The sequence below is a fragment of the Halalkalibacter alkaliphilus genome (genome assembly GCF_023555415.1).
Taxonomy (GTDB): Bacteria; Bacillota; Bacilli; order Bacillales; family Bacillaceae_D; genus Halalkalibacter; species Halalkalibacter alkaliphilus.
On record NZ_JAKRYL010000038.1, the window covers coordinates 1 to 26,179 of the forward strand.

General features: G+C 36.0%; 21 protein-coding genes and 2 pseudogenes. 14 read left to right on the forward strand and 9 right to left on the reverse strand.

Annotated elements, in window-relative coordinates; all coding sequences use genetic code 11:
- Positions 1–87 (forward strand): annotated as a pseudogene (locus MF646_RS21665) (aldehyde dehydrogenase family protein); the annotation flags it as partial.
- Between the two features lie 246 nt (positions 88–333).
- On the opposite strand, the gene MF646_RS21670 reads toward MF646_RS21665, so the two are convergent.
- Positions 334–753: a GlcG/HbpS family heme-binding protein gene (locus MF646_RS21670; protein ID WP_250098587.1), complete on the reverse strand. Its 420-nt coding sequence runs from the start codon at positions 751–753 to the stop codon at positions 334–336.
- 359 nt (positions 754–1,112) lie between these two features.
- On the opposite strand from MF646_RS21670, the gene MF646_RS21675 reads away from it, so the two are divergent.
- Positions 1,113–1,463 carry an IDEAL domain-containing protein gene (locus MF646_RS21675; RefSeq protein WP_250098588.1) on the forward strand — a complete coding sequence of 117 codons (351 nt, stop codon included), beginning with the start codon at positions 1,113–1,115 and terminating at the stop codon, positions 1,461–1,463.
- 232 nt (positions 1,464–1,695) lie between these two features.
- Positions 1,696–3,294 (forward strand): aspartate:alanine exchanger family transporter, encoded by a 1,599-nt coding sequence (locus MF646_RS21680; RefSeq protein WP_250098589.1) that lies wholly within the window; start codon positions 1,696–1,698, stop codon positions 3,292–3,294.
- 201 nt (positions 3,295–3,495) lie between these two features.
- Here the strand turns inward: MF646_RS21680 and MF646_RS21685 are convergent, their stop codons facing one another.
- Positions 3,496–3,735: a hypothetical protein gene (locus MF646_RS21685; RefSeq protein ID WP_250098608.1), complete on the reverse strand. Its 240-nt coding sequence runs from the start codon at positions 3,733–3,735 to the stop codon at positions 3,496–3,498.
- Between the two features lie 305 nt (positions 3,736–4,040).
- On the opposite strand from MF646_RS21685, the gene MF646_RS21690 reads away from it, so the two are divergent.
- From MF646_RS21690 to MF646_RS21715, 6 genes are all read left to right on the forward strand, one after another.
- Positions 4,041–6,755, forward strand: coding sequence for a response regulator (locus MF646_RS21690; protein WP_250098590.1), 2,715 nt, complete (start codon positions 4,041–4,043; stop codon positions 6,753–6,755).
- 42 nt (positions 6,756–6,797) lie between these two features.
- A complete protein-coding gene (locus MF646_RS21695) occupies positions 6,798–7,607 on the forward strand; it encodes a CheR family methyltransferase (RefSeq protein ID WP_250098606.1) in 810 nt (269 codons plus the stop codon).
- Complete coding sequence (locus MF646_RS21700) at positions 7,573–9,594, forward strand: PAS domain S-box protein (RefSeq protein WP_250098591.1); 2,022 nt, start codon at positions 7,573–7,575, stop codon at positions 9,592–9,594. Before MF646_RS21695 ends, MF646_RS21700 begins: the two co-directional genes overlap by 35 nt.
- Before the next feature lie 25 nt (positions 9,595–9,619).
- Entirely contained in the window at positions 9,620–10,564 is a 945-nt protein-coding gene (locus MF646_RS21705) for a sugar ABC transporter substrate-binding protein (protein WP_250098592.1), read from the forward strand.
- 128 nt (positions 10,565–10,692) lie between these two features.
- Positions 10,693–12,411, forward strand: coding sequence for a putative bifunctional diguanylate cyclase/phosphodiesterase (locus tag MF646_RS21710; protein ID WP_250098593.1), 1,719 nt, complete (start codon positions 10,693–10,695; stop codon positions 12,409–12,411).
- Positions 12,412–12,552: 141 nt separating this feature from the next.
- Positions 12,553–13,644: a TIGR04053 family radical SAM/SPASM domain-containing protein gene (locus MF646_RS21715; protein ID WP_250098594.1), complete on the forward strand. Its 1,092-nt coding sequence runs from the start codon at positions 12,553–12,555 to the stop codon at positions 13,642–13,644.
- Between the two features lie 31 nt (positions 13,645–13,675).
- On the opposite strand, the gene MF646_RS21720 is transcribed toward MF646_RS21715, so the two are convergent.
- Entirely contained in the window at positions 13,676–14,440 is a 765-nt protein-coding gene (locus MF646_RS21720) for a YwiC-like family protein (RefSeq protein WP_250098595.1), read from the reverse strand.
- Between the two features lie 220 nt (positions 14,441–14,660).
- On the opposite strand from MF646_RS21720, the gene MF646_RS21725 reads away from it, so the two are divergent.
- Positions 14,661–15,446: a class I SAM-dependent methyltransferase gene (locus MF646_RS21725; RefSeq protein ID WP_250098596.1), complete on the forward strand. Its 786-nt coding sequence runs from the start codon at positions 14,661–14,663 to the stop codon at positions 15,444–15,446.
- 53 nt (positions 15,447–15,499) lie between these two features.
- Here MF646_RS21725 and MF646_RS21730 read toward each other — a convergent pair whose 3' ends face one another.
- The 4 genes from MF646_RS21730 to MF646_RS21745 all read right to left on the reverse strand — a co-directional run bounded on the left by MF646_RS21730 (position 15,500) and on the right by MF646_RS21745 (position 19,697).
- On the reverse strand, positions 15,500–16,219 hold the full coding sequence (locus MF646_RS21730; RefSeq protein ID WP_250098597.1) for a lipase family protein: 720 nt from the start codon (positions 16,217–16,219) through the stop codon (positions 15,500–15,502).
- Positions 16,220–16,453: 234 nt separating this feature from the next.
- Positions 16,454–17,626 (reverse strand): quaternary amine ABC transporter ATP-binding protein, encoded by a 1,173-nt coding sequence (locus MF646_RS21735; RefSeq protein WP_250098598.1) that lies wholly within the window; start codon positions 17,624–17,626, stop codon positions 16,454–16,456.
- Between the two features lie 28 nt (positions 17,627–17,654).
- Positions 17,655–18,506 carry an ABC transporter permease gene (locus tag MF646_RS21740; protein ID WP_250098599.1) on the reverse strand — a complete coding sequence of 284 codons (852 nt, stop codon included), beginning with the start codon at positions 18,504–18,506 and terminating at the stop codon, positions 17,655–17,657.
- Between the two features lie 159 nt (positions 18,507–18,665).
- Complete coding sequence (locus MF646_RS21745) at positions 18,666–19,697, reverse strand: ABC transporter substrate-binding protein (protein WP_250098600.1); 1,032 nt, start codon at positions 19,695–19,697, stop codon at positions 18,666–18,668.
- 475 nt (positions 19,698–20,172) lie between these two features.
- On the opposite strand from MF646_RS21745, the gene MF646_RS21750 reads away from it, so the two are divergent.
- The 4 genes from MF646_RS21750 to MF646_RS21760 all read left to right on the forward strand — a co-directional run bounded on the left by MF646_RS21750 (position 20,173) and on the right by MF646_RS21760 (position 24,730).
- Positions 20,173–21,474, forward strand: a complete 1,302-nt coding sequence (locus tag MF646_RS21750) for an MEDS domain-containing protein (protein WP_250098601.1) — start codon at positions 20,173–20,175, stop codon at positions 21,472–21,474.
- 108 nt (positions 21,475–21,582) lie between these two features.
- Positions 21,583–21,714 carry a hypothetical protein gene (locus MF646_RS23355; protein WP_275980410.1) on the forward strand — a complete coding sequence of 44 codons (132 nt, stop codon included), beginning with the start codon at positions 21,583–21,585 and terminating at the stop codon, positions 21,712–21,714.
- Positions 21,704–22,990, forward strand: coding sequence for a homocysteine synthase (locus MF646_RS21755; RefSeq protein ID WP_250098602.1), 1,287 nt, complete (start codon positions 21,704–21,706; stop codon positions 22,988–22,990). Before MF646_RS23355 ends, MF646_RS21755 begins: the two co-directional genes overlap by 11 nt.
- Positions 22,991–23,260: 270 nt before the next feature.
- The gene (locus MF646_RS21760; protein WP_250098603.1) at positions 23,261–24,730 is read left to right on the forward strand and encodes an alanine/glycine:cation symporter family protein; all 1,470 of its coding nucleotides are present in this window, start codon (positions 23,261–23,263) and stop codon (positions 24,728–24,730) included.
- 74 nt (positions 24,731–24,804) lie between these two features.
- Here the strand turns inward: MF646_RS21760 and MF646_RS21765 are convergent, their stop codons facing one another.
- Complete coding sequence (locus tag MF646_RS21765) at positions 24,805–25,041, reverse strand: hypothetical protein (protein ID WP_338035527.1); 237 nt, start codon at positions 25,039–25,041, stop codon at positions 24,805–24,807.
- Positions 24,989–25,452: pseudogene (locus MF646_RS21770) on the reverse strand (lactate/malate family dehydrogenase). The gene MF646_RS21765 and the pseudogene MF646_RS21770 overlap by 53 nt, the downstream one beginning before the upstream one ends.
- Between the last annotated feature and the right edge of the window lie 727 nt (positions 25,453–26,179).

The window sequence follows — 26,179 nt, forward strand, 5'->3', positions numbered from 1 at the left end:
TTGAAGCAAAGTGGAATCGGACGTGAAGGCGGAATGCATAGCTTCGAATTCTACAGTGAACTAAAAAATATTTGCATTAAGCTCTAAAAAAGAATGGTACTATCTCAAAAATCTAGGAACTGAGGAGGTAAGGGCTCCGTTCGTTAAGCGGCTTGAGAGGGGAAACGATACAACCACTAATCAAGGCTTTTAAAAGGTGTAGTGACTCGGCTCATTTCTTCGGGGGTTTCTCAAAGGTCCAAAACAGGCCTTTTGAGAAACCCCCATTTTTTACTAGGAAGTAGGGACAATAAGCTGAAAACTAACTTCTTTTCCTTTCCTCTGGTAACTGTATTATATATGAATAACACTCAGGGCAGCTAAGGCACAGTCATTGTCTTGTTCCTCTGAACCCCCAGAAACGCCGATTCCACCTATTAGGTCGGCTCCATCATAAATAGGTTGACCACCACTAAAAATAGTCATTTTATCTGTGTGAACAATTCCGTGTAATAGAGCAGGCTTGTCTTTTATTCTTTCATACCAATCTCCTGTTGGAATACCGAATCCTGCTGCAGTATATGCTTTGTTTTGAGCAATGCTACTAGGTATTAGCTTAGCGCCATTCATTCTAATGAAGCCCATGAGGTTCCCGCCGTCATCCACAACAGCAATACTAATTTTAATGTCTAATTCCGTTGCTTTTTGTATCGCTTTATTAAGCATATTCATAACCTTTTGTTGAGATAGGACACTTTTCTTCGGTAATGTCATTGTAACTCCTTTCAAAAAACTATTGTTTTTTCGTTTCGTGTAAAACAAAAAGCACGTTGTGAAAGACTGCAAGCGTACTATATCATACAAGAAAATTTTATTAAATAATTAGATTCCTTATAAAGGAACGGTTAAGAAATTCATCTTTAATGATGCATAAATTAGATGATGAAACGGCTCTAATATAATGATTGTACAAAAGTGTCGATTAGCCCAAGAAAAAATTTTAGAGAGTGAATATAATGATTATGCGAAGAAAGATTTTTTTGCAAAGAAAGTGTTTTTAGTGAAGATTCTCAACTTAGTCAAAGGTTAATGAAAATACCAAAATGGGTATGACAAAGGTTGGTGAATAAATAATGGAGGCTTATAACAATAAAGAACTAAAACAAGGTGACTGGATTAAAGGAAAAACAAGAAATGATGAGTGGGTACATGGGTATATAGAAAGTGTAGAGCCATACCACCCATTAGTTCGCTTGAAAGTATTGTTTAGTGATAATACCGAGTTTATAGGAAGAACCATTCGAATTGAAAAGAAGGATATTGAAAAGCAAGCACCATTAACCAATTTTTCTGAGGCGGAGCTTTTAAATTTCATCGATTTAGCTCTGTCTACGAGGGATCAACAATGGTTTATGGAGTTAACGTCAAAACTAAAAATGAAACAAAATAAATGGTCGCTCACCAAAAAAGAAAGTAGTCTATGAAAAAATTACACTCCTTAATGGATGTCAAATTCATGGTAGGGAGGCTTTAAATACTTGGCAACGGCTCTGCACTTTGAATGGAGGATCACGGAAAGGGAAAGTTGACTTTTTTCCGTGTCCTCTAAAAAAGTAGGAGATCTTGTGAAGGAATGAGCATATATAAGAAATTCAGCGTTCAAAAATGTATAATATATGTAACGTAAGTAGTCGTGGAATAGATGGAGGATGAAAAGTGGAATTATTCTTTTCGTTATTAGAAGAGCCCTTGTTTTTATTATTTATGATCTTATTTCTAGGATCAATGCTTGGACAAGCAAAAATTAGGGGACTTAGTTTAGGTACTTCTGGGGTGCTTCTTGTTGCAATGTTATTTGGCCATTTCGGGTATCAAGTTTCCTCTACTGTACAAAATTTAGGGTTAAGTTTGTTTATTGTTGCTGTAGGCTTACAAGCAGGGCCGCGTTTTTTTAGGATGATGCGATCTAGCGGGTTAATCTTTGGCATTATTGGTCTACTGATTGTTTTAATTGCGGCTATAACGACTATATTTGTTTCTCATGTGTTCGGGTTATCCCCTGCATTAAGCATTGGCTTAATGACTGGTGCGTTAACTAGTACACCCGGGCTAGCGGCAGCACTACAAGCAACGAATGACCCGTTAGCATCAGTTGGATACGGAATTGCATATCCTTTTGGTGTGATTGCTGTTGTACTATTTGTCCAATTATTGCCGAGGGTTTTAAAAGTTGATCTGATGAAGGATCTAAAAAAATATGCAGATCCGGTTAAAACAGAAGGTTCACCCGAAGTACGGACAATAGAAGTTGTCAGCTCGAAGGTGAATAAGCGTACTTTGAAGGAATTACGTTTTCATAAGTATAAATCAGTTGTAATTAGTCGAGTGATCCGTGGAGATCGAAATATAATTGCACTTAACGATACTGTAATATTAAAAGGTGATCATCTTGTTGCTGTTGGATTAGCAGAAGACTTAGATACGTTTTGTCAGGATATCGGTAGAGAAGTTTCATCTGACTTTACTAACTCTGATCATGTGAAGCTACGTAAAGTAGTTGTTGATTCAGAAGAGATGATTGGTAAGAACATTAGGGAATTAGAATTAAGAAGAATGTATGGGGTCACGGTGACAAGAATGGAGCGAGGAGGATTCGAGTTTAATCAAAGTTCAAAATGGCGTCTAGAACGCGGTGACGTTCTAACTCTAGTTAGTAGTGAAGACCGTATAAATATTGTAGAAAAATTATTCAGCAAAAAAACGTTAACTGTGACGAATGTTCATATATTTTCATTAAGTTTAATTTTATTAATTGGTATCATCGTTGGGATGATCCCGGTACAATTACCGTATCTAGGTACGATCACATTAGGAGTAGCAGGAGGTCCGTTATTTGTGGCATTACTTATTGGCCACTATGGTAAAATAGGACCGATACGTGCCCGATTTTTTCAACCTTCAAACCAAGTAATTCGAGACATTGGGCTCGTGCTCTTCTTAGCAGGGGCAGGAACGACCGCAGGGCAAGGTCTTGTAGATGTCGTACAAAAAGAAGGTTTAAGTTTAGTCGTAGGTGGAGCTTTGATAACGATCGTTCCTATTTTCATTGGTTTTCTTGTAGCAAGGAAACTATTTAAGTTAAGTATGGTTCATTCCTTAGGGGCACTTTGTGGAGGATTGACGAGTACACCTGGGCTCGGAGCCGTTAATCAATTAATTGACTCAGAAGACCCGTCTATCGCATATGCTGCAGCGTATCCCTTTGCCCTTATATTTGTGGCGATAGCGTCGCAATTATTAATATTCTTTTTATAAAAAAAGAATGATTTAGATAGGGGATAAGAAAAAGAAGTATTTAATTATTACGTTTCTTACGTTTGCTTACCCAGATCGCTAAGCTAATACAAATTATGAAGAATGCACCAAAAGTAATAAGTAGCAACCAATCAGCAACATCAAACAAAGTCATCCACCTCCAAAGTAATGATATTTTATTTTTTCGATAAAAAATGGGATTTATACGGAAAAATATTTACAGCTAGCGGATCCTATTTTCAGATGACAGATTAATGCTAAAGAAGAGAGCTTTGTCCTAGTGGATATAGCTCTCTTTCTATTATTTATATATCTTGATTTGATTCCTCTTTTCTTTGCAAGCATTACTTTTGCTTCATTATACGTTAGGCCAGACTGAGCATTCAGACGTTTTACTTTATCGATATCCGTTCCCGAGACGGTTTTATTTTTATTTTTCATGTACGTCCCTCCTATTTTTTAAGATAAATTTATTATTTACAAATGACTGCTTTTTTACTATTACATCTATTAAAGAAACCATTTATGATAAATTATTACTAGAATTTTAAAAGATATATTCAAGATATCTATTTTAATTGTGGTAGAGTGTATTATAATAAAGGTAAATAATTGTCATATGTAATCAAAAAAAGACTAATTATGTATTTTTAGAAGAGTGAGAAAAAACTGAAAATTAGTAATTTTTTATTTAGAAGGTCGAAAAATTTTATAATAAATCATATTGATTGGTTACCGGAGGGAATATGAAATTTAGAACAAAACTTTATGCTAGTATTGGGACTATTTTATTATTAATTTCTATTGTAGTTATTATTTTGTTGAATATGCTTGAGAAATCGACAGTTGAAATGCATGTTGTCGTTAATGAATTGAATGATCGCATCAATATGAGTTCAGACATTATGTATGAAACAGCTAATATCGGTAGAGAGATGCGAGAAATAACAGCTGATCAATCAAACGAGAATTTCTTAACGAGGATGAATGGATGGGAACAGTCCAATGTAAACTTAAAGCTCTCTCTTGAGTCACTTGAAAAGCATGACACTCAACAAAAGTCACAAGAATTAATTGCAAAATTCAAAACACTGCATACATCGTACCAAGATATTGCGCAACAAGTGTTAACGATTCAACGATTAGATAGTGATAATTCAATCGAGCCGACGCTTTGGGAAGAAGCAGAAATCACTCGTCAAAGAATGCTTCAGATTGGGGAACTTCTCCATGGTTTGCAAGAGCAAGAGCTTAAAAATGAACTATTTAGATCGAGAGATACATACAATTGGGCTGTTAAGATGATCTACATCTATCTTGCAGTTGGTCTAGGATTAGCAATTGCGATTACGTTATGGATTATTAGAAGTATTACGAAAAACCTAAACAATGTAACGACTGTAATGGAAAGTGTGACGAGTAGGAACGTCGGTGAATTGCCGCGAATTGCTGTACTCTCGAAGGATGAATTTGGAAAAATTGCTACCGCTTTTAATAAAATGGCGACAGAGCTGGAAAGACAAAGTAAATTAGAAAAACGTTTAAAGAATGAAGCAGAAGAACATAGTTGGCTACAAACAAAAATTGCTGAAATAGCTACCATGTATCCTGAAGTAAAAAATGTACAGATGTTAGCGGATATGTTAATTATGAAGCTTGTTCCTATGGTAGGAGGGAGTGCGGGGATTTTTTATTTAAAGGAAGTGGAAGAAGATCAGCAGTACATGAAAAAAAGGGCAGCCTATGCGCTATCGGATCAAAGCAATAACTTTGATCGCTTTAAGATTGGCGAAGGGTTAATAGGTCAGTGTGCAGCTGAGCAGAGAACAATCTATTTAACGGATATTCCAGATAATTATGTTAAAGTTCATTCGGGAGTTGGTGTGACTTCACCAAAATATAGCATTATTTTACCAGTCAAATTTGAAGGGGAAGTTTTGGCTGTAATTGAAATTGCCTCATTGCATTCTTTTAGTACTTCTCAAGTTAAATTGCTAGAAGAAATTATGAGCAACCTTGGTATTACAATGAATAGCATTGCAAATCGTATGAAAGTGGATAAATTATTACAAGAATCTCAAAGCTTAACTGAAGAATTACAAGCACAATCCGAAGAACTGCAAGTGCAACAAGAAGAATTACGTACAACGAATGAGAAATTGGAAGAGCAATACGAAAGTTCAGAATTAAAGAAAACAGAGCTAGAAAAAGTACGAGAGGCACTTGAAGAAAAAGCCCAACAGCTTGAGTTAAGCTCTCAATATAAATCGGAGTTCTTAGCGAATATGTCTCATGAGCTTAGAACGCCTCTTAATAGTTTATTGATTTTGGCAAAGATTCTTTCTGAGAATGGTGATGGCAATCTAACAGGTAGGCAAGAGGAATATGTCCGAACAATTTATTCTTCCGGGCAAGACTTGCTTCATTTAATCAATGATATTTTAGATTTGGCAAAAGTCGAATCAGGAAAATTAGAAGTTGTGCCAAAAGAGGTAGAACTTCAAAAAGTCCAAAATTATGTAGAGCGGCAGTTTGCTCCTATCGCTCGCCAAAAAGGTGTGAGCTTTACCGTAAAAGCTGAAGAGAATATTCCAGACTACCTGAGTACAGATGAACATCGATTACAACAAATATTAAAAAATTTACTTTCCAATGCCTTTAAATTTACTGATAAAGGCAGTGTGTCATTAGTCATTCAGAAAGTGAATGATTTACAACCGATGCTGGCTTTCTCTGTAACGGACACAGGAATTGGAATAGCGAAAGAGAAACAAGGTACGATCTTTGAGGCATTTAAGCAAGCTGACGGTACGACAAGTAGACAATATGGCGGAACAGGCTTAGGACTTTCAATTAGTAGAGAAATCGCTTATTTATTAGGCGGTCATATCGATATACTCAGTGTTGAAGGAAAGGGTAGTACATTTACTTTGTATTTACCATATTATGAATCTATTGAAGTAGAGGACAATTCTTCTGCTATTGTTGAAGTCGCAGCAACTATTGATCAAGAGTTAGTAACAAGTATATCTTCAGACCACGAGGAGATAGCAATACAACAACAATATAAAGCGTTACTGAAAGGAAAAAAAATTCTTATCGTTGATGATGATGTTAGAAATGTGTTTGCTTTAACATCAGCGCTTGAAAAGTACGAAATGGATATTAATTTTGCTGAAAGTGGCAAAGAAGCATTATTGGAGTTGCGGGATAATCCAGATACCGATTTAATTTTAATGGACATTATGATGCCAGATATGGACGGCTTTGAGGCTATGAGGATTATACGTAAAAAGCCACCATTTGCATCTCTTCCAATCATTGCTGTAACAGCCAAAGCGATGAAGCATAACCGCGATGAGTGTATTGAAGCAGGTGCATCCGATTATATAAGTAAGCCAATTGATTTAGATCAGTTGTTCTCACTCATGAATGTTTGGTTGTATAGAAAAAAAGAGTAGGTGAACATATTCAATAATATAGTTAGGAAACCAATTGATGAAATTGAAAAGATTGAGATAGATTTATTGCTTGAAGCCATCTACCGTTGTTATGGCTATGATTTCAGGGGGTACGCTTTGCCTTTCATTCAAAGAAGAATTCATCATCGTGTGCGAAATGAGAAACTTCCAAGTATTTCGGCATTGCAGGAAAAGATTTTGCATGATCCAGCAGTGATGGAAAGCCTATTTTGTGACTTTTCAATCAATGTAACAGAAATGTTTCGAGATCCTTCTTTTTTTAAAGTATTACGTACAAGAGTGTTCCCAAAAATAAGGGATAAATCGACGATCCGTATTTGGCATGTCGGGAGTTCAACTGGCGAAGAAGTCTACTCGATGGCAATTCTCTTATATGAAGAAGGTCTCTATGAAAAATCGAAAATATATGCTACCGATATAAACGAGAGTAACTTAAGCAAGGCAAAAAAAGGTGTTTTTTCAATTGATGGAATGCAGCAGTACACTCAAAATTATTTTGAAGCGGGCGGGAAAAGGGCTTTCTCTGAGTATTATAAGGCCATCGGTGAACAAGTTGTTTTCCGTCCTTTTTTACAGACTAATGTAATATTTGCACAGCATAATCTAGTAACGGATCATACTTTTAATGAGTTTGATATCATTATCTGTCGCAATGTCCTAATCTATTTTAACAAAGAACTGCAAAATAAAGTACATCAGCTTCTCTATGAAAGCCTTAGCTTGCAAGGCTTTCTTGGGTTGGGGAAAAGAGAGGGGATTAAATTTACTAGTCATGGAAACTGTTATGAAGAAATCGATGCAACAGAAAAACTGTACCGTAAAAATAGATAGTACAAGTACCAAAAAAGTAAATATATTAATGGTTGATGATCATCCAGAAAATCTACTAGCATTGGAAGCAGTACTCACATCTCCTAACTACAATTTGGTTAGTGCGACCTCAGGGAAACAAGCGTTAAAATATATGCTCAAACAAGACTTTGCAGTGATCTTATTAGACGTACAAATGCCAGGACTAAATGGGTTTGAAACAGCAAAACTAATAAAAATGCGTGAGAAAACAAAAAATATTCCGATTATTTTCATTACGGCTATTAGTCAAGATGTTGAGCATGTTCATCAAGGTTATTCCGTTGGGGCGATTGATTATATTTTTAAACCGTATGAGCCTGAACTGCTTAAACAAAAAATAAAGCAATTTGTTAAAATTCATCAAAACCATGAAGAACAGCTGATTCAAAATGAAGCTGAGAAAACAGCTGAAATTCAAGAAATAAACGAGAAGTTGGATCTGACAACGCTAGATTTACGAAGGTCAGAAGCGTTAGCAAAGGTAATTGGAGATACGATCCTTGATACTATTGTTACTTTTGATACGTATGGAAAAATATTATCAGTGAATAAAGCTATTAAAAGCATGTTCGGTTATTCGTATGAAGAAGTTGTTGATTATCAGATCGGGAGTCTGTTTCTTATTGATACAGTAGAAAAAGAAGCAAAGTCAAAACAAATTGACATGTCGTTTATCAAGCAAGCAGGGGAACGTGTTTTCGAAGTTATTGCCTTACGTAAAGATAAAAGTTGGTTTCATGCGGATATACAAGTTGGGAAAACGACTGTAGAAGGTCATGAAATTTTTGTCTGCACAATTAGGGACATAACTGAACGAAAACAAATGGAGGAAGACAAAAAGCAAAAGTATATAGATATGGAAACGATTGTTCAAGAGAGAACAATGGAGCTTCTAATAGCCAATGAAAAATTAAAGACTGAGATTGTTGAGCGAAAAAAAATAGCCGAGCACCTATTAGCCTCTCAGGAGCGCTTTAAGAAGATGTTTGAGTCTAGCCCCAATTTGCTAGCCATTTTTTCCTTAGATGACAAATCATTTATTGATGTAAATGAGAGATGGATAGAATATACAGGTTATAGTAACGAAGAATTAAATTCTCTTAATTTGGGCTTGCTTTATTGTATAGAAGAATCAAATTGCCATTACCAAGACTTACAAACGCCGAGTCGTAATCAAAAAATCACTTATAAAACGAAAAGTGGACAAATACGATCTGGCTTACTTTCAACTGAATTAATTACGCTGCATTCTAAACAATGTGCTCTCATTGTTGTAACAGATATAACAGATAGAGTCCTATTAGAGAATGAAATGGCTAGGTTAGATCGACTGAACTTAATTGGTGAAATGGCAGCAGGGATTGCTCATGAAATTCGAAATCCGATGACAACTGTTCATGGTTTTTTGCAAGTAGCAAAGAGTAGCCGTGACCCTTTGAAGTTAGAGATTGTTGACTTAATGTTGGACGAATTAAATAGGGCTAACTCTATCATTACGGAATTTCTAAATTTAGCCAAAAATAAAGTAAGTGACAAAAAATCACAAAGTATTAATAATATCATTGAATCCTTATTTCCACTTATTCAAGCAGAAGCTTTACGATCAAGTAAAGAAGCGATTCTTGATTTACATGAATGTCCTGATATTTATTTGGATGAAAAAGAGATTCGCCAAATTATTTTAAACATTGCCCTTAATGGACTTGACGCAATGACTCCTGGAGGAGAACTTGCAATTAGAACTTATACAGAAAACAAAGATGTTGTCCTAGAAATTCAAGATCAAGGAGAAGGGATCAGCCCAGACATTATTGAAAAAATAGGTACTCCTTTCTTTACAACTAAAGAAGAGGGCACAGGGTTAGGTCTAGCGATTTGTTATAGTGTGGCAGAACGTCATCAAGCTGATATATATATAACAACAGGGGATACGGGAACGATTTTTTCAATTCGCTTTAATTCATAAAAAAGAATGAAAGGAGGTAGAAGCATTGAAAACTAGATCCATCCTCCTTATTGCTTCCGTGATTGTGATTGCTCTAATAAGTTTTATTTCTAACCCTTTTGCTGAGGGAAAACCTACGATTACAGTTCTTCTCAAAGAACAAAGGACGGAGTATTGGGATGTTGTTGTTGCTGGAGCAGAGAAAGGCTTCCGTGATTTTGGAGTCAACGGAAACGTACTCGCCCCTGCCAATGCAACGACAGAAGAGCAAATCGAGTTGTTAGAAAGGATTCTTGATGATGATCCAGATGTACTAATTGTATCACCGATCCATCCTGATTCTTTGATCATTCCGTTAGAACGGTTTATTGACAAAGATATACCTGTTCTGCTTTTAGATACGGATGCTGCGTGGGAGAATAAAACCTCTTATGTTGGTACGGACAACTTTGATTTAGGTCGCCGAGCAGGCTCCCTAATAGGCTCCCAATTACAGCCAGGAGATAAGGTAGCAATCATTACCGGTGATGAGGATAGTCCTGTTGCTGGGGATCGAATGAGAGGAGCAGAAGTAAGATTAAAAGAAATTGGGATTAACGTAGCTGCTATTATTACGCAATTATCAAACGAACCTGAACAGGTAAAAGAAGTAATGGAAACCATTTTAGAAGCTCATCCTGATTTAAAAGGAGTGGTAGCAACGACAGATGGTATGGCTCTAAGTGCGCTACATGTTATTCAAGATCATGGTCTGACCATTCCTGTTACAGGTGCGGATGGACTAACAGAAATGGTCGAATTAATAGAAAGTGGGGCATTATCAGGAACGGTCGCTCAGAATCCTTATGATATGGGGTATTTAAGTGTCGAAGCTGCAGCCAAGGTATATAGAGGAGAAACAATAGACCAAAATATAGACAGTGGCGTAGATATCATAGTAAAAGGGAATGCAAAGCAACGACTAGATTTTCTGCATAGTTTATTAAAATAAGAGAGAAGAGCATTCAATTATGGATGCTCTTATTCGTGTATGCAGTTGTGTGACAAAGATCACACCGAAATTTGAGCTATTTCCTGTACAATAGATGGAGCAGTGTTAGAGAGAAATGGGGGAAACATATGAGCTTAGAGGACGAATTGAACCATGCTTTAAAGAAACTAAAGGACATCGAGTCTGCAATAAATGAATCGTCTATTGTTGCTATAACGGACAAAAAAGGAATGATTCGATTCGCAAACGATAAGTTCTGTGAAATATCCAAGTATAGCCGTGAAGAATTAGTCGGGAAGGACCATCGAATTATTAATTCGGGGCACCATAGCAAAGAATTCATCCAATCATTATGGGAAACGATTACAAAAGGTGAAGTGTGGAAAGGCGAGTTTAAAAATAAAGCGAAGGATGGTACGTATTATTGGGTTGATACAACAATTGTACCTTTTCTAGATGAAGAAGGTGTGCCTTATCAATACGTTTCTATTCGTCACGACATTACAGAGAGAAAACAAATTGAAGAACAAATGCAGTCTATGGCTTATTTAGACCCATTGACATTATTACCGAATCGAAACAAATTAAACAAGTGGCTTAGCGACTTTCAGATAAAGTCTAAAATGAATGATCAGGTAGCCTTTTTATTTTTAGATCTTGACCGTTTTAAATCAATTAATGACCAGTATGGACATACAATTGGAGATTTGGTTCTAAAAGAAGCGGGACAGAGGTTACAAGATTGTCTTCGTAAAACGGATTTTCTTACACGTCAAGGTGGGGATGAATTTGTAATCATTCTTGATAAAATTAAAAATAAACAAGAGGTAGTTTCTGTTATTCAAAAAATTGAAAACCAGCTATCATTGCCTTTTTATATTCAAAATAAAAAGTTATCAGTGTCAGCGAGTATTGGTGTAAGTCTAGATTATATCCCGGCTGAAAACAATAACTATCAGGAATTTTTTGAACGTCTATTGAAAGAGGCTGATCATGCGATGTATCAAGCAAAACAACAGGGTGGACATACTTATAGTTTTAGTACACCAAAGCAAAGCCTTGAAATGGAAAGGTACTATCAACTTCAGCAGGAAGCAGAAAAAGCGCAAGAGTCAAACGAATTTTTCCTAGTATATCAGCCACTCGTTAATTTGAATAATATGGATGTTGAGGGAGCTGAAGTATTATTACGATGGGATAGCGCGAAGTTCGGGATGATCAGCCCAACAGAATTTATTCCCATCTTGGAGGAAATGGGTGCTATCATTCCTATCGGTAGATGGATCATTTCTACTGCTTGCAAGCAATTAAGAAATTGGCAAATAAGCGGCCATCATTTGCGAAAAGTTTCTGTGAATGTATCACCAGTACAGTTTAGAGACGAATATTTTGTAAGAGATTTAAAATATATTCTTGATGAGACGATGGTAGATCCATCTTATTTAGAACTTGAAATTACAGAAGGAGTTCTCCTTAATATAGAAGTAGCAAGAAAAACGTTATCTGAATTAAAGCGGTTGGGAGTGAAAATTTCGATTGATGATTTTGGAACGGGGTATTCATCATTAAGTTATTTGAAAAAACTACCAGTTGATACTATTAAAATCGATAAATCATTTATACATGAGTTAGATGTTGATGGTGAAATTATTATTAATACGATTATTACTATGGGGAAAAACTTAGGATTTAATGTCACAGCTGAAGGGATTGAAAATAAGAGGCAAGTAACAACTCTCCAGCAACAAAATTGTGATGTAGGGCAAGGTTATTATTTTAGTAAACCAGTAAGGGCTCATCAATTCCTCTCTTGTATGAACCATATTCAAATCATAGCTAGTTACTGAAAATAACCTGAATTGGCTTTATGGATCACATAATTAATGACTAACTGTTGAACATTCTTGTTCTGTGATCTCAGTCACCTCTGTACGTTTTATCTTTTGTTAAGCTTAGAAAAACGAATATTGATGTAGGAGGGGATTGATATGAACATTGATTATAAAAAAAATCCATTTATCGTTATTTGGGAAGTCACGAGAGCCTGCGCATTGAAATGTTTACACTGCCGAGCTGAAGCACAACATCTTCGCGACCCTAGAGAACTTTCTTTTGAAGAGGGAACAAATTTAATAGATCAAATCTATGAGATGGGAAATCCATTACTTGTTTTTACAGGTGGGGATCCCTTAATGAGAGAAGATTTATATGATTTAATTGACTATGCCGTGAAAAAGGGTGTACGTGTTTCTATGACTCCAAGTGCAACCCCAAGAGTAACAAAAAAAGCGATGGAGAAAGCAAAAGCTGCTGGTTTATCGAGGTGGGCGTTTAGTTTAGATGGTCCTAACAAAGAGATTCATGATCATTTTAGGGGGACGAAGGGCTCGTTTGATTTAACAATGAAAGCAATACGACATTTGCAAGATTTAAACATGCCTATTCAAATTAATACGGTTGTTTCTCATTACAATGTAGATGAACTTGAGAAGATGGCTGAGCTTATGGAACAACTAGGAACTGTACTTTGGAGTGTATTTTTTCTTGTTCCGACAGGGAGAGCTTCTAATATGGAACCCATTTCCCCAGAAAGACATGAACAAGTATTACATTGGCTTGCAGAAATAAAAGATACAGCGACATTTGATATTAAAACAACTGAAGCTCCTCATTTTAGAAGAGTACTTATGCAAAGAGAATCGATGAAGGCGAAGGGGGAACGGCAAGAAAAGAGAAGGAAAGATATTTTAGGCCGTGCTCCAAAAGGGGTAAATGATGGGAACGGGTTTGTTTTTATCTCCCATATAGGTGATGTATTTCCGAGTGGATTCCTTCCGATTCATTGTGGAAATGTGAGGAGCGAGTCTTTGGCAGCCATATATAGAGAAAATTCCGTGTTTAAGCAATTACGTGAGCCCGATCAATTCAAGGGGAAGTGTGGGGATTGTGAATACCGAAATCTGTGCGGTGGTTCAAGGGCAAGAGCTTATGCTGTTACCGGAGACTATTTACAAGGTGAACCATATTGTATCTATATTCCAAAACAAAAGAATGAATTAGCAGAAACCCAGTCACTTTAATTTGAGTGACTGGGTTTTTGAAGTCTGATTATTAAATGATGATTATACTAACGATGAAAAAGACGATACCATTCACTATTTCAATCATTCCTATCTTCATAGATTTCATTTGCTTTTTCCTAGATGTGGTCCAGTCTTTAATTGCTCCTGGTAAATAAGCAAAAACTAACAGGGGATTTCCAAGTAAAAAAGGAATGAGCAATAGGAATGCATGATACGTGTGGGATATTTTCTTAAAGCGGGCATTTTTTCGTTCTCGAATGAGTGATTTTACATAAAAAGCACTTCCCGTAAAATAAAACGTGACAAATATTAGTAGGAAAATAGCACTAATGATATCTGCTTGACCAAGAATTGAAGCAGCAACTCCACCTAATGCAAACGTGATAATTCCGCTTAGATTGTTCCATAGGCTTCGTTCGTTTCGAGCCTTGATAAAATAAACATTAATGATCAGCAAAGGGATAAGAAAGATGCCAATTAATAGTAAAACGGGAGTTAACCAGATGACGGGTAGTAAAAAGATAATAGCAATGATTGAATAACTAACAAGCCATGGCATCATTTCTGTTTTCAGTTTGCGGTTTCGAATGATATTTAATAACGGGGTAGACGCTAAAAAAAGAAAGAACCAACCAAGTAAAAATGGAATGTGCAATAGAACTGGACTAAAGAGAGCTACTGCTAACAAATATGGTAAGAAAAACATCATCCACGTACCATGTTCTTTTGGCAATATCAATTTAACTTTCTGTCTGTTCCCTTGCATTCTATCTATATATTCATTTGTAATCATACGAGCACTCCTTTTGTCATTTATATGTTAACTATAATAAAAATAAATAAAGTAGACTGTTAAAACGGTCACAGAAAGGTAAATTAGTAGTGTTATAAATAACGGAGAACATGATGTTATTAACAGGTTAGTTGAAAGGGGAGGTCATCCATAAATTAACATTATGCGTTATAATAAAGAGGCAAACCAATTCATGAATGTTAAAAAAGGATGTGATTCCATGGCTGAAGATAACACGAAAGCTAACGTACAAGCTCAGTTTGGAAAAAATGCACGTAACTATGTAACGAGCAATACACATGCTAAGGGAGAGGACTTACAAAAACTTCTCGAAATCTCCCAAGTGAAAGGCACCGAAAAATGCCTGGATATCGCTACAGGAGGAGGGCATGTCGCCAATGCATTAGCCCCAGTTGTTAAAGAGGTGGTGGCATTAGATTTGACTACAGAAATTCTTGCGGCAGCAAAAGGATTCATCGATTCTAATGGTCACGAAAATGTTACATTTGTCCAAGGTGATGCCGAACGTTTACCATTTGATGATCATAGCTTTGATGTTGTCACGTGTAGAATTGCTGCACATCATTTTCCAAATGTTCTTGCTTTTGTAAGGGAAGCATTCCGAGTTGTAAAAGCGGAAGGGACGGTGTTATTTATTGATAATGTAGCCCCAGAACGAGATGATTTTGATTCTTTTTATAATAAAATTGAAAAAGATCGAGATCCTAGTCATTATCGTGCTTGGAAGAAATCAGAGTGGTATAAAATGATAGAAGAAGCTGGCTTTGAAATTGAGGAGTCTTATCGATTTAAAAAGCATTTTAATTTTAATAATTGGTGTCAGATGATGAATCTTGAACCAAAGAAGCAAGAGATATTAACTGAGCACATGATTACCTCATCGTATGAGTTACATGACAAATTCCGTCTGAAGATCAACGATGGGAAAGTCGAGTCGTTTATGGGAGAGTCTATTTTAATAAAAGCGATCAAACCCCAAATGTAAATAAACAGGGTTATCCCTGGTCAATAAGCAGACCTTTAGGATAACCCTTTCATCTAGAAATCTTTTACACCTTTAATATACGTATAGATGCTGTGATTGCCGCTTAATGTATCTGTTTGAATACCAAATGTATCTGCGTCTTTAATGTGCTGATAATGAAACGTTTGATCTAATAAAGGACTATAAATAGATTCTGGGGGAAGAAGTGGTACAATATCATACATATTAACGAATCGGTAACTTTTTTGGACAGACTGATCAAATGCTTTTGTAAATTCAGGATCTCCAACTCTAGGACTTGCAAAGTTATAAAGAGAGACGTTGAATCCGTGCTCTGATAGATCAAAAGCACATAATGTTGCAATTGCGGCACCTAAGCTATGCCCTGTAACATATACTTGCTTTTTTAAAGGGATTTGTTCCAAGGTGTCGATTATGTCATCTCTGCATGATTGATAAATAGAGGAAAAGCCCTCGTGAACGAAAAATGATTCTTTCGTATATGGGAATGGAACTTGTGATACTTCAGCATCGACTATCCAATCTGGATTAGAGTCTGTTCCTCGAAAAGCAATGATGACACTCTTTTTGGATTCCAAAATAAATCCAAACCATTCTCTAATACCAATCGCATTTGCTTTTACATTTGCTAGTAATTTGTATCCTTTTGGAATTGTAAATTCGCCGTCATTGGTATATTGGAAATACGTTTGTAAACAGCAATTTGCTAAGAACAATGGAAGTTGTTTTTTAATTGAATGCGTATGAGTCATATCTTGTTCCTCCTGATAAAGCTGATACATTAACATATGTGCAAATAACCATTTACGACCCACATCAGACTGGCTAAATTTTCATTACTGCCATTAGAATATGATAAATCTTCACTTCGATTGGTCATAAAATCCGATAGGTAAACGAAAAAAACCTGTGCAAGTAAAGAGGGAACTGAAAAAGGTCGCTTTTCGCCTTTTCACTTCCCTCTAAATAGCACGGGGCACTAGTAATTAAACCAATGCTGATAATACCGACACTCTTGAAATAAGTCCAAGAAGCTTATTGTTTTCATCAACAACAGCAAGTGGATATTTTGATTCGGTTGCTTTTGGAATTAAATCTTGTAAATACGTATCAGGATCGGTTATATGGTACCTATCGATTAAAATGTCTTTTAATGTTTTGTTTTCTTTTATAGCTTTTACCGTATCGTCAATCGTAACAAGTCCATGTAATTTCCGCTGACTATCAACAACGAACACACTAGAAATACCATTAGAACGCATTTCGTTTACTGCTGATTTTAAACCTTCTTTTAGGGAAACGATAGATGAAGGTTTGTACATAACATTACTAGCTTGTAAGACTTTCGAACGGTCAATATCTTTAACGAAGTCTTTAATATAATCACTTTTTGGCTTTTCAATAATTTCTTCTGGTGTCCCGCTTTGTTCAATCTGTCCATCCTTCATTACGGCGACACGATCACCAATTTTAAATGCTTCGTTTATATCATGAGTGATAAAGATAATGGTTTTTTTCAATTTTGCTTGAAGTTCCATTAATTCAAGCTGCATATCTCGTTTAATAAGAGGATCGAGAGCACTGAAAGGTTCATCCATCAGCAAAATATCTGGATCAGTTGCCAGCGCCCGAGCAAGTCCAACACGTTGCTGCATCCCGCCACTTAATTCATGAGGCATTTTCTCTTCCCAGCCAGCAAGGCCAGCATTGGCTAGCGCTTGTTTTGCTTTTTCATAGCGTTCTTCTTTGTCTGTATTCTTCACTTCTAGACCATATTGAACGTTGTCAATAACATTTTTATGACTAAAGAGCCCAAAATGCTGGAAGACCATCGCAATTTTATTTTGTCTAAACGTGCGTAGCTCTTGTTTAGAGTAGTCAACAATATTTTCCCCATCTACGATTATTTTCCCGTCTGTTGGCTTATTTAAAAGGTTTAAACAACGGATTAACGTAGATTTACCACTTCCGGAGAGCCCCATGATAACGAACATTTCACCTTCGCTCACCGTTAAAGAAATATCGTGTATTCCAACTGTATGTTTTGTATCTTTTAGAATTTTTTCTTTCGACACACCTTGTTTTACTTTCAGTAGTACAGATTTGGGATTTCGTCCGAATATTTTCGTTAAGTTTTCCACTTTTACTTTTTCTGTCATAATCGAACTCCTACTTTCTAATAGCTTTCTATTCTTTTACTTGAGAATTCTTTGCAATTCCTTGTGAAATTCGGTCCATGATAATCGCTAAAATAACAATACCAAGTCCAGCTTCAAAACCTCGTGCAATATCAATACGGTTAATGGCAATTAATACTTCCATACCAAGGCCTTGAGCCCCAATCATTGATGCAATAACGACCATTGCTAGTGCCATCATCGTTGTTTGATTAATTCCAGTCATAATCGTTGGAAGAGCTTGAGGCAATTGAACCTTTGTTAATACTTGCATAGGGGAGGAGCCATAAGAATAAGCAGCCTCAACCATATCTTTTGATACTCTACGAATAGCAAGGTTTGTTAACCTAATTACCGGTGGAATTGCATAAATGATAGTCGCAATGACAGCTGGGACTTTACCTAGTCCAAAGAAAATCATAGCCGGAATTAAGTACACAAAGCTTGGCATCGTCTGCATCGCATCTAATATTGGTTTCATGATGGCTTCTGTCGTACGATTGTACGCCATAGCTATTCCAATCGGGATCCCAAATAGCAATGAGATAAAGACAGAAGCTAAAACTATTGCTAATGTCATCATCGTATAATCCCAATAGCCAAAAGAACCAACTAAGATCATTAACAAGGAAAAGACGATCCCAGAAACAATGGAGGCACAACGCCAACCTAATATGAACACAACAAGTATTACTAACCACCATGGAATCATAATTAAGTAATTTTCCATATGGACCATGACCCAAAGGAGCGATGCGCTAATGGCGTCAAATAGTCCAGAGAAATTCGTGTCTAACCATCTAACAAATGTTTCTATATGTTTTCCTAATTCAAACCGTAACGAGTCAGGGAAATTGTTCATGCTTCTTTAGTTGCAATTAGAAAAGTGCAACCAATTCACCTCCTAAAATAAGTCTAACCAGTGCTTAGAAAAAAGCCTGACTAAAGGGCACTGAAAAGGTGAAAGTCGATCTTTATCAATGCCCTCGACTAAAATAGTCCTTAGCCAAGCCTATGTTTGTTAAAGCCCTGCTTTTACTTTTTCAACAATGTCTTCTGATACCCATGTTGTCCATACATCTTCATATTCTTGTAAGAAGAATACAGCAACTTCTTCATTTTCTGCATCAGTCTCTTGCATGTGTGCAAGTAACTCATTTGTAATTTCAGCGCTTGTCGTATAGTTGCTTAAGAATTCTGCAACTTCGGGTGCTTGCTCAGGAAACTGATTTTGCACAGCAATCGTTAATCGTTGAGACGGAAACTCAGTTAAATACCCGTTATTCCATAATGCTTCATCATATGGTTCGTCTTCAAGAAGGGTAATGTCATACATTCCAGCAATCCAAGTTGGTTCCCAGTAGTAACCCACCCAAGGCTCACCGTTTTCATACGCGTTAATTAATGAAGTATTTAAAGCTGTATCTGATCCAGGCTGGAAGTATGTGAACGTATCTTCTAACCCGTAATTGATCATTTTTGCTTCTAGTACATTATCTGCTGCCCAGCCAGGTATTGAGCCATAAATTCTTCCTTGGGAAGTATCTTCTGGATCTTGGAACACTTCCCAGTATTCAGGTAAATCATGAATTGACTTTAATCCTGGTGCTAATGGCTCAATGCCTCGCTCTGCGTCCCCTTCAATTACATACGTAGGAACATACAAACCTTCTGCTGTATCATCAAAGTTCACGGCTAATTCAATAATTTCTCCATTATCAATTGCTTCTGTATATTGATCGTAGAAATTCCCTGTCCAAATTTCCATGTATACATCTAAACTGCCGTTGCCAATACCTATAAGCGAACCGGTTTCTGAACCTGGCATTGACTCCGTGTTATAACCAAAACCATTTTCGATAATATTTTTAGCGATTGCGTTATGAATGCGAATGCTGTCCCATCCTGCATCGGCGAATGTAATCGTATCAATCGACCCAATTCCATCGCTTTGTCCTGCTTCTTCATTTCCTCCACATGCTGCCATTGTGACTATAAGTCCTACTAACATGAAAGAAAGAATGATAGTTTTTGAATTTTCTATAGCTTTCATCTTCAAGTTCCTCCTTTAGAAATTAACTACATTTATTTGGTTCATCCTTTTTCTTTGTTTTCAAATCACCTCTTTTTTAGAATTCAATTGATATGTACGTAAGATAGAAGAATTGATTTTCTTCTATTAATGAGTGCAAGAATGGAACTAACTCTTGCACAGAAATAAGAAAAGTTTATTAAATAAAAATTTAACGTTCTTAATAATATTAATTTATCATATTAAAAATAATTGTATAGGCTAGGTTTTATACTCATTGTTTTTATGTCATACAAAAATACTGAGGCAATAGTGGTTTTAAGGAGTTTTTTTTATCTTTTATTTTTATAAAAGTAGTCGAATTTTGACTTTGTTTGCAGGTTGGGAGGTAGTTTTAGTATGAGAATGGAAGTTTATTATATAGAGTATTTGCTGCTGTGCTAATTCTTTGGAATTTATTGTACAATAGTGAATGTACTTCGAAAGGTGGTAGATTATGAAAGTCAAAACGAGATCCATTTCCTTAACAGAGAAAATACATGTGAAAGATGGTTCACATATTCTTTATTTCTATGATTCAGATGAACGATATATAGAGAATTTGGTTTCTTTTATCCTCTCTGCTAAAGTGATGAATCAACATGCAATCATAATTGAAAGTTATGATACTTATGCAGCGGTGTTAAAAAAAATAGGGAATCAATTAGAAGAGTTAGGGATTGATGAAATCTTACATTATAAAAATAATATTGAGTTTTACCAAACGTATGGTGATTTTAAGTTTGAGAGAGCATTAGAAAGTTTTAAAACAGCCGTTCAACCATTTGTGGACGAAAACCTTTCTGTTCGAGTATGGGGCAAGGTAGCTTGGAAAGATCTTACATACGATAAAGAAGATTTGAATAGATATGAATGTGAATGCGACTTAACTGTTAGTGAAATAGGGTATATGACGGTTTGTGTTTATGATGGAAGGGAAGTTCCAGCTTCAGTTCAAACAGAGATGATGAGAAGTCATCCGTATTTAATGACAGATACGGATCTAGTGAAATCATCTTTATACAATCATAAAGATCATACGGTTTTCCCTTCACTAGCAGCTCAAAAAAAGATCGAAACAGAACTCGATTTTTATCGTCAGAAATTAGACTTTATCCATGTTGTTGCTCATGAAGTCAGAAATCCATTAACTGTAATCAAGTCATTTGCAACCATTCTTAAATCGGAGTTACTAGATCCAGATATTCAAGCAAAACTAAGCTTGATAGAAGACTATTCGGTTGCAATTGACCACGAAATCCATCACATTATTCAAACGGAACAAATGCTGACGATTGATACATTTTGGAAAACAAAATTAATAAAAGCTTTGCCCTCGATAAAAGAAGTTGTAGAAGTGATGACGATTAAAGCACGTACACAAAATATTGAGCTTGTTTCAAACTTAGAAGTGCCACCTAATACGATTATTAATGGGAATTTAATGGGGATCAAATTAATCATATCTAATTTACTTAGTAATGCAATTAAGTATAGTCATGAGGGCGAAACGGTTACAATCGATAGTTTCGTTAAGGATTATCGCTTGTACATACATATAGTAGATAAAGGTGTCGGAATGACTCCTGAAAACTTAGAAAGATTGTATCAAAAGTACCAAAAGATTAATCAAGAAGTGGCTGGCCAAGGAATTGGCTTGTTTATGGTTTATCAAATTGTCAAACATTTTAAAGGGGACATCGATATTGTAAGTGAAGAAGGAAAAGGAACAGAAGTTAAATTATCTTTTCCATTATAAGGTTCTTTGAGGGAGGCATTTGCATTATTTCGCAAATGCCTTATTTATAGCCTTTGTTGAAAATTTCTATTTGGATTTTGGTATTGTAGAGATAATAGATGTGGGAGAATGGAAAAGTGGGAATTTTCAAAAAGATTAATTGACAGGAAAGATAAACGTTACTATGATTGGATTGTACTACTGGTAGATTTTGTGTTAAATACATTAACAATTCTAGGAGTGATGGTTCATGACGGTTGATGATTCTTTTAAATTAGAGACGCTTGCTATTCATGCAGGACAGGAAATTGATCCGACGACGATGTCTCGAGCTGTACCTTTATACCAGACTACTTCTTATGGGTTCAAGGACACCGAGCATGCTGCTAATTTATTTTCATTAAAGGAGTTTGGGAACATTTACACAAGATTAATGAACCCAACTACAGACGTATTTGAACAAAGGGTTGCTGCACTAGAAGGGGGGGCGGCAGCGCTTGCAACTGCATCAGGACAAGCAGCCATAACGTATTCCATATTAAATATTGCACAAGCAGGGGATGAAATTGTCTCAGCATCGAGTTTATATGGGGGAACGTATAATCTTTTTGCAAATACGTTGCCGAAATTGGGAATTAATGTTAGCTTCGTCGATCCAAATGATCCACAAAATTTTAAAAATGCAATAACTAGTAAAACAAAAGCAATCTATGCAGAGACAATCGGCAATCCAAAAGGTGATGTACTAGATATTGAGATGGTAGCAAAAATAGCGCATGATCATAATCTCCCATTAATAGTTGATAATACATTCCCAAGTCCTTATTTATTACAGCCAATCAAACATGGTGCTGATATTGTAGTTCATTCAGCTACTAAGTTTATTGGTGGTCATGGTACTTCTATAGGTGGAGTTATTGTTGATAGTGGTAATTTTGATTGGGGTTCAAGCGGGAAGTACCCTGGATTAACTGAGCCGGACCCTAGTTATCATGGAATTGTATACACGGAGGCGGTTGGTCCAATTGCCTATATTATTAAGGCTCGTGTTCAATTGCTGCGAGATTTAGGTGCCGCTATTTCTCCTTTTAACTCGTTTCTATTATTGCAAGGCTTGGAAACGCTTCACTTACGAATGGAACGTCATAGCTCAAATGCACTTGAAGTAGCACAATTCTTACAAGAGCACAAGGCTGTTGAATGGGTGAATTACCCTGGATTAGTAAGTCATCCGTCTTATGAATTAGCGAAAAAGTATATGCCAAAAGGACAAGGAGCGATCTTAACATTTGGAATAAAAGGTGGAGTGGAGGAAGGGAAGAAAGTAATAAAATCTGTTCAGTTATTTTCCCATTTAGCGAATGTAGGAGATTCTAAATCTCTCATTATCCATCCGGCTAGTACGACCCATCAACAGCTTTCCGGAGAGGAACAGCTTTCTGCAGGAGTTACACCGGGAATGATTCGTCTATCAATTGGCACGGAAGCTATTGATGATATTATTGATGATTTAAATAGAGCACTTATGCAAGTATAAAATCTGTTTGTAATAATAAAAAGCATCTCGAATGAAATAAAATGAGGTGCTTTTTTCTGCTAGGGATATGATCTTATGTTTTATTAATAATCTCAATTACGAATACGAATGATATATATATGAAAGCGCTAACAAAAACATACAACTCGAATGTTGACGAATTAATATTTTTAATTTTACGTTTTTTTATATTGTTATATAGCAATAGATGCCCTATAATTCAAATTAGTAAGAAATGTAAAAAAATTTAATGTGTTAGGGGGAATCTATATGAGTGATTTAATCAATTGGTTGAATGGTGTTTTGTGGAGCACTCCAATGATTATTTTTTGTCTGGGTGTTGGTTTGTTGTTTTCTATTTTTACTCGTTTTTTACAAGTTAGACACGTGAAAGATATGGTACGGCTAACGTTCCGGGGCAAGAGTTCATCAGCAGGTATCTCATCATTTCAGGCTTTGGCCATCGCACTTTCCGGTCGAGTCGGTACCGGTAATATAGCGGGTACAGCAACAGCAATTGCGTTTGGAGGGCCTGGGGCGGTTTTTTGGATGTGGATGATTGCTTTTATTGGTGCATCTAGTGCATTTATTGAATCTACTCTTGCTCAAATGTACAAACAAAAGCAAGATGGTCAATATCGAGGTGGACCAGCTTATTATATCGAAAAAGGAATAGGTTGGAAATGGTACGCTGTTATCTTCGCTGTTGCAACTTTACTAGCTATGAGTCTTCTTATGCCAGGTATTCAATCTAACTCCATTGCGGTTGCTGTGGAAAATGCATTCTCAATCAACACTTATATTACGGGTATTATTTTAATTGCTATTATTGGTATTATCATTTTTGGTGGAGTAAAACGGATTGCGAATGTCGCACAGTTTGTTGTTCCTTTCATGGCAGTTGCATATATCCTACTTTCATTGATTATTGTGTTGGTTAATATTACTGAGTTACCAGCTGTGATTGGTTTGATTTTTAGTAGTGCTTTTGGTGCAGATGCTGCGTTTGGTGGAATTATCGGTCTTGCTATTTCATGGGGTGTTAAACGTGGTATCTACTCAAATGAAGCTGGACAAGGAACAGGTCCACATGCAGCTGCGGCGGCTGAGGTTTCCCACCCAGCTAAACAAGGGCTCGTTCAATCATTCTCTGTTTATATTGATACACTTTTAGTTTGTTCAGCAACAGCATTTATGATTCTCTTTACAGGCATGTACAATGTAGAAAGTCCAAATGGGGGATATATTGTTAATAACATTAGTGAAATCCCAGCGGGAGCAGGTTATACGCAGGCAGCAATTGAATCTGTCCTTCCGGGATTTGGTGCCTCTTTTGTTGCGATTGCGTTATTCTTCTTTGCCTTTACAACAATTATGGCGTATTACTACATGGCTGAAACAAATGTAGCGTATTTAATACGTGGGAAATATAAAAAGTATGGTATGTTCATTCTGAAAGTGGTTCTACTTTTAGCGGTATTTTTTGGTGCAATCAGAGAGGCAGATCTGGCATGGGCACTTGGTGATGTAGGATTAGGTTTAATGGTTTGGTTAAACTTAATTGCGATTTTAATTCTTGCAAAGCCTGCTTTGCGAGTGTTAAAAGATTATGAGCAACAGAAAAAAGAAGGAAAGGATCCTGTGTTCGATCCTAAGAAATTAAACATAAAAAATGCGGATTATTGGGAGTTTGAATACGAAGAGGATCAAAAGAAGAACAAAGATAAGCTTTCTAGCTAATTTGGATAATATAGTGACTTCAAAAGTAAACCCGACTTCTAATAACTATTTAGAAGTCGGGTTTTATTAGATTTCTAAAATGTGTTCCATGGACTCACGAAGAGTTTTGACAGACTGATCAAATTGTTTTTTTCTTTGGCGTTCAATTCAATTTCTAAAATGCTTCTAATTCCGTTACGATTAATAATTGCAGGTACTCCGATGTAAATATCATTATGTCCGTATTCGCCAGTAAGGTAAGCAGATATAGGGAGTACGCTAATTTCGTTTTGTAAAATGGCTTTCGTAATTCGTACTAGAGACATACCCATTCCGTAATAAGTTGCCCCTTTTCTTTCGATAATATGGTAAGCTTGATTCTTTCCATGTTACATAAGTCATAATATCAACTGGGTTTGTTGCTACTAAGAATATTCCATCAAAACCACTTTTCATAATGTTACCGACTATTTGTTTAAAGATCGTAGTATTTTTTGCAACCAAATCTAGTCTTGTTTCTCCGGTTTTTTGAGCTAGACCAGCTGTGAAAATCTGCTTGTAGGCAGTCTTCGTACGTTCCTCCATACTTTCATTGCAGTTGGTGCGAACGGAAGACCGTGATTTAGATCCATTGCTTCTCCTTCAGATCGTAATTCATTTATATCTATTAGAACCAATTCTTCTGCAACACCTTGGTTAATTAAAGAATAGGCATAGCTACAACCTACTGTGTCTGTACCGATAAGAACAACTCGATTTACTTTTCAATTCATAATATAAGACCTCCTACTTAACTAAGACTTACTAGTTAATTCTTTCTATTTTTCTATTTAAAGTACAACACTATTATGTGAATATATCCACAAGTGATGTTAAGTATTTCATTATTTATTTCGGAGTTATTGATGAAGGAATAAACTAACTTAGTTTTTGTTTTGGGCAGATTTTGTGAACTGGAGGGTGAGTTATTTTAGAAGCAGCAAAAAAAGATAAAGACTAATTTTTTCGTTCTGTTTTGTAGTTATAAATGGAGTGATTTTATGGTGATAATTATTTATATAGAAGAATGTAGGTTTATTAAAAAAATGTTGTTCTAAGATTTGAATTTTGTTTGCAATTGTGGTAAATTATTAAATCTCAGCGAAAAAATTCTTAGATCATTATTTTCGGAAAGGATCTTGCGCAGAATGTTTCGTTGTGTTATAGTAATTCTTGTTCTTGTGATTCGACATTTTTGAGTGTTGTTTTTAATAAAATATCAAATAATGTTGCACAGAACAGGTTGTTGTGTTAATATATTAGATGTCGCTGTTGAATGAGCGGCGGACAAGTTCTTTGAAAACTGAACAAAAGCCAAGCGAAATAGAGGTACATGATATCTCAGGGATTTTCAAGAAAATCCCAAATAGAAATTTACCCGATAGGGCAAATTTCATCCTTAATTTATTGCATTGCTAGCGTGATGCAAAT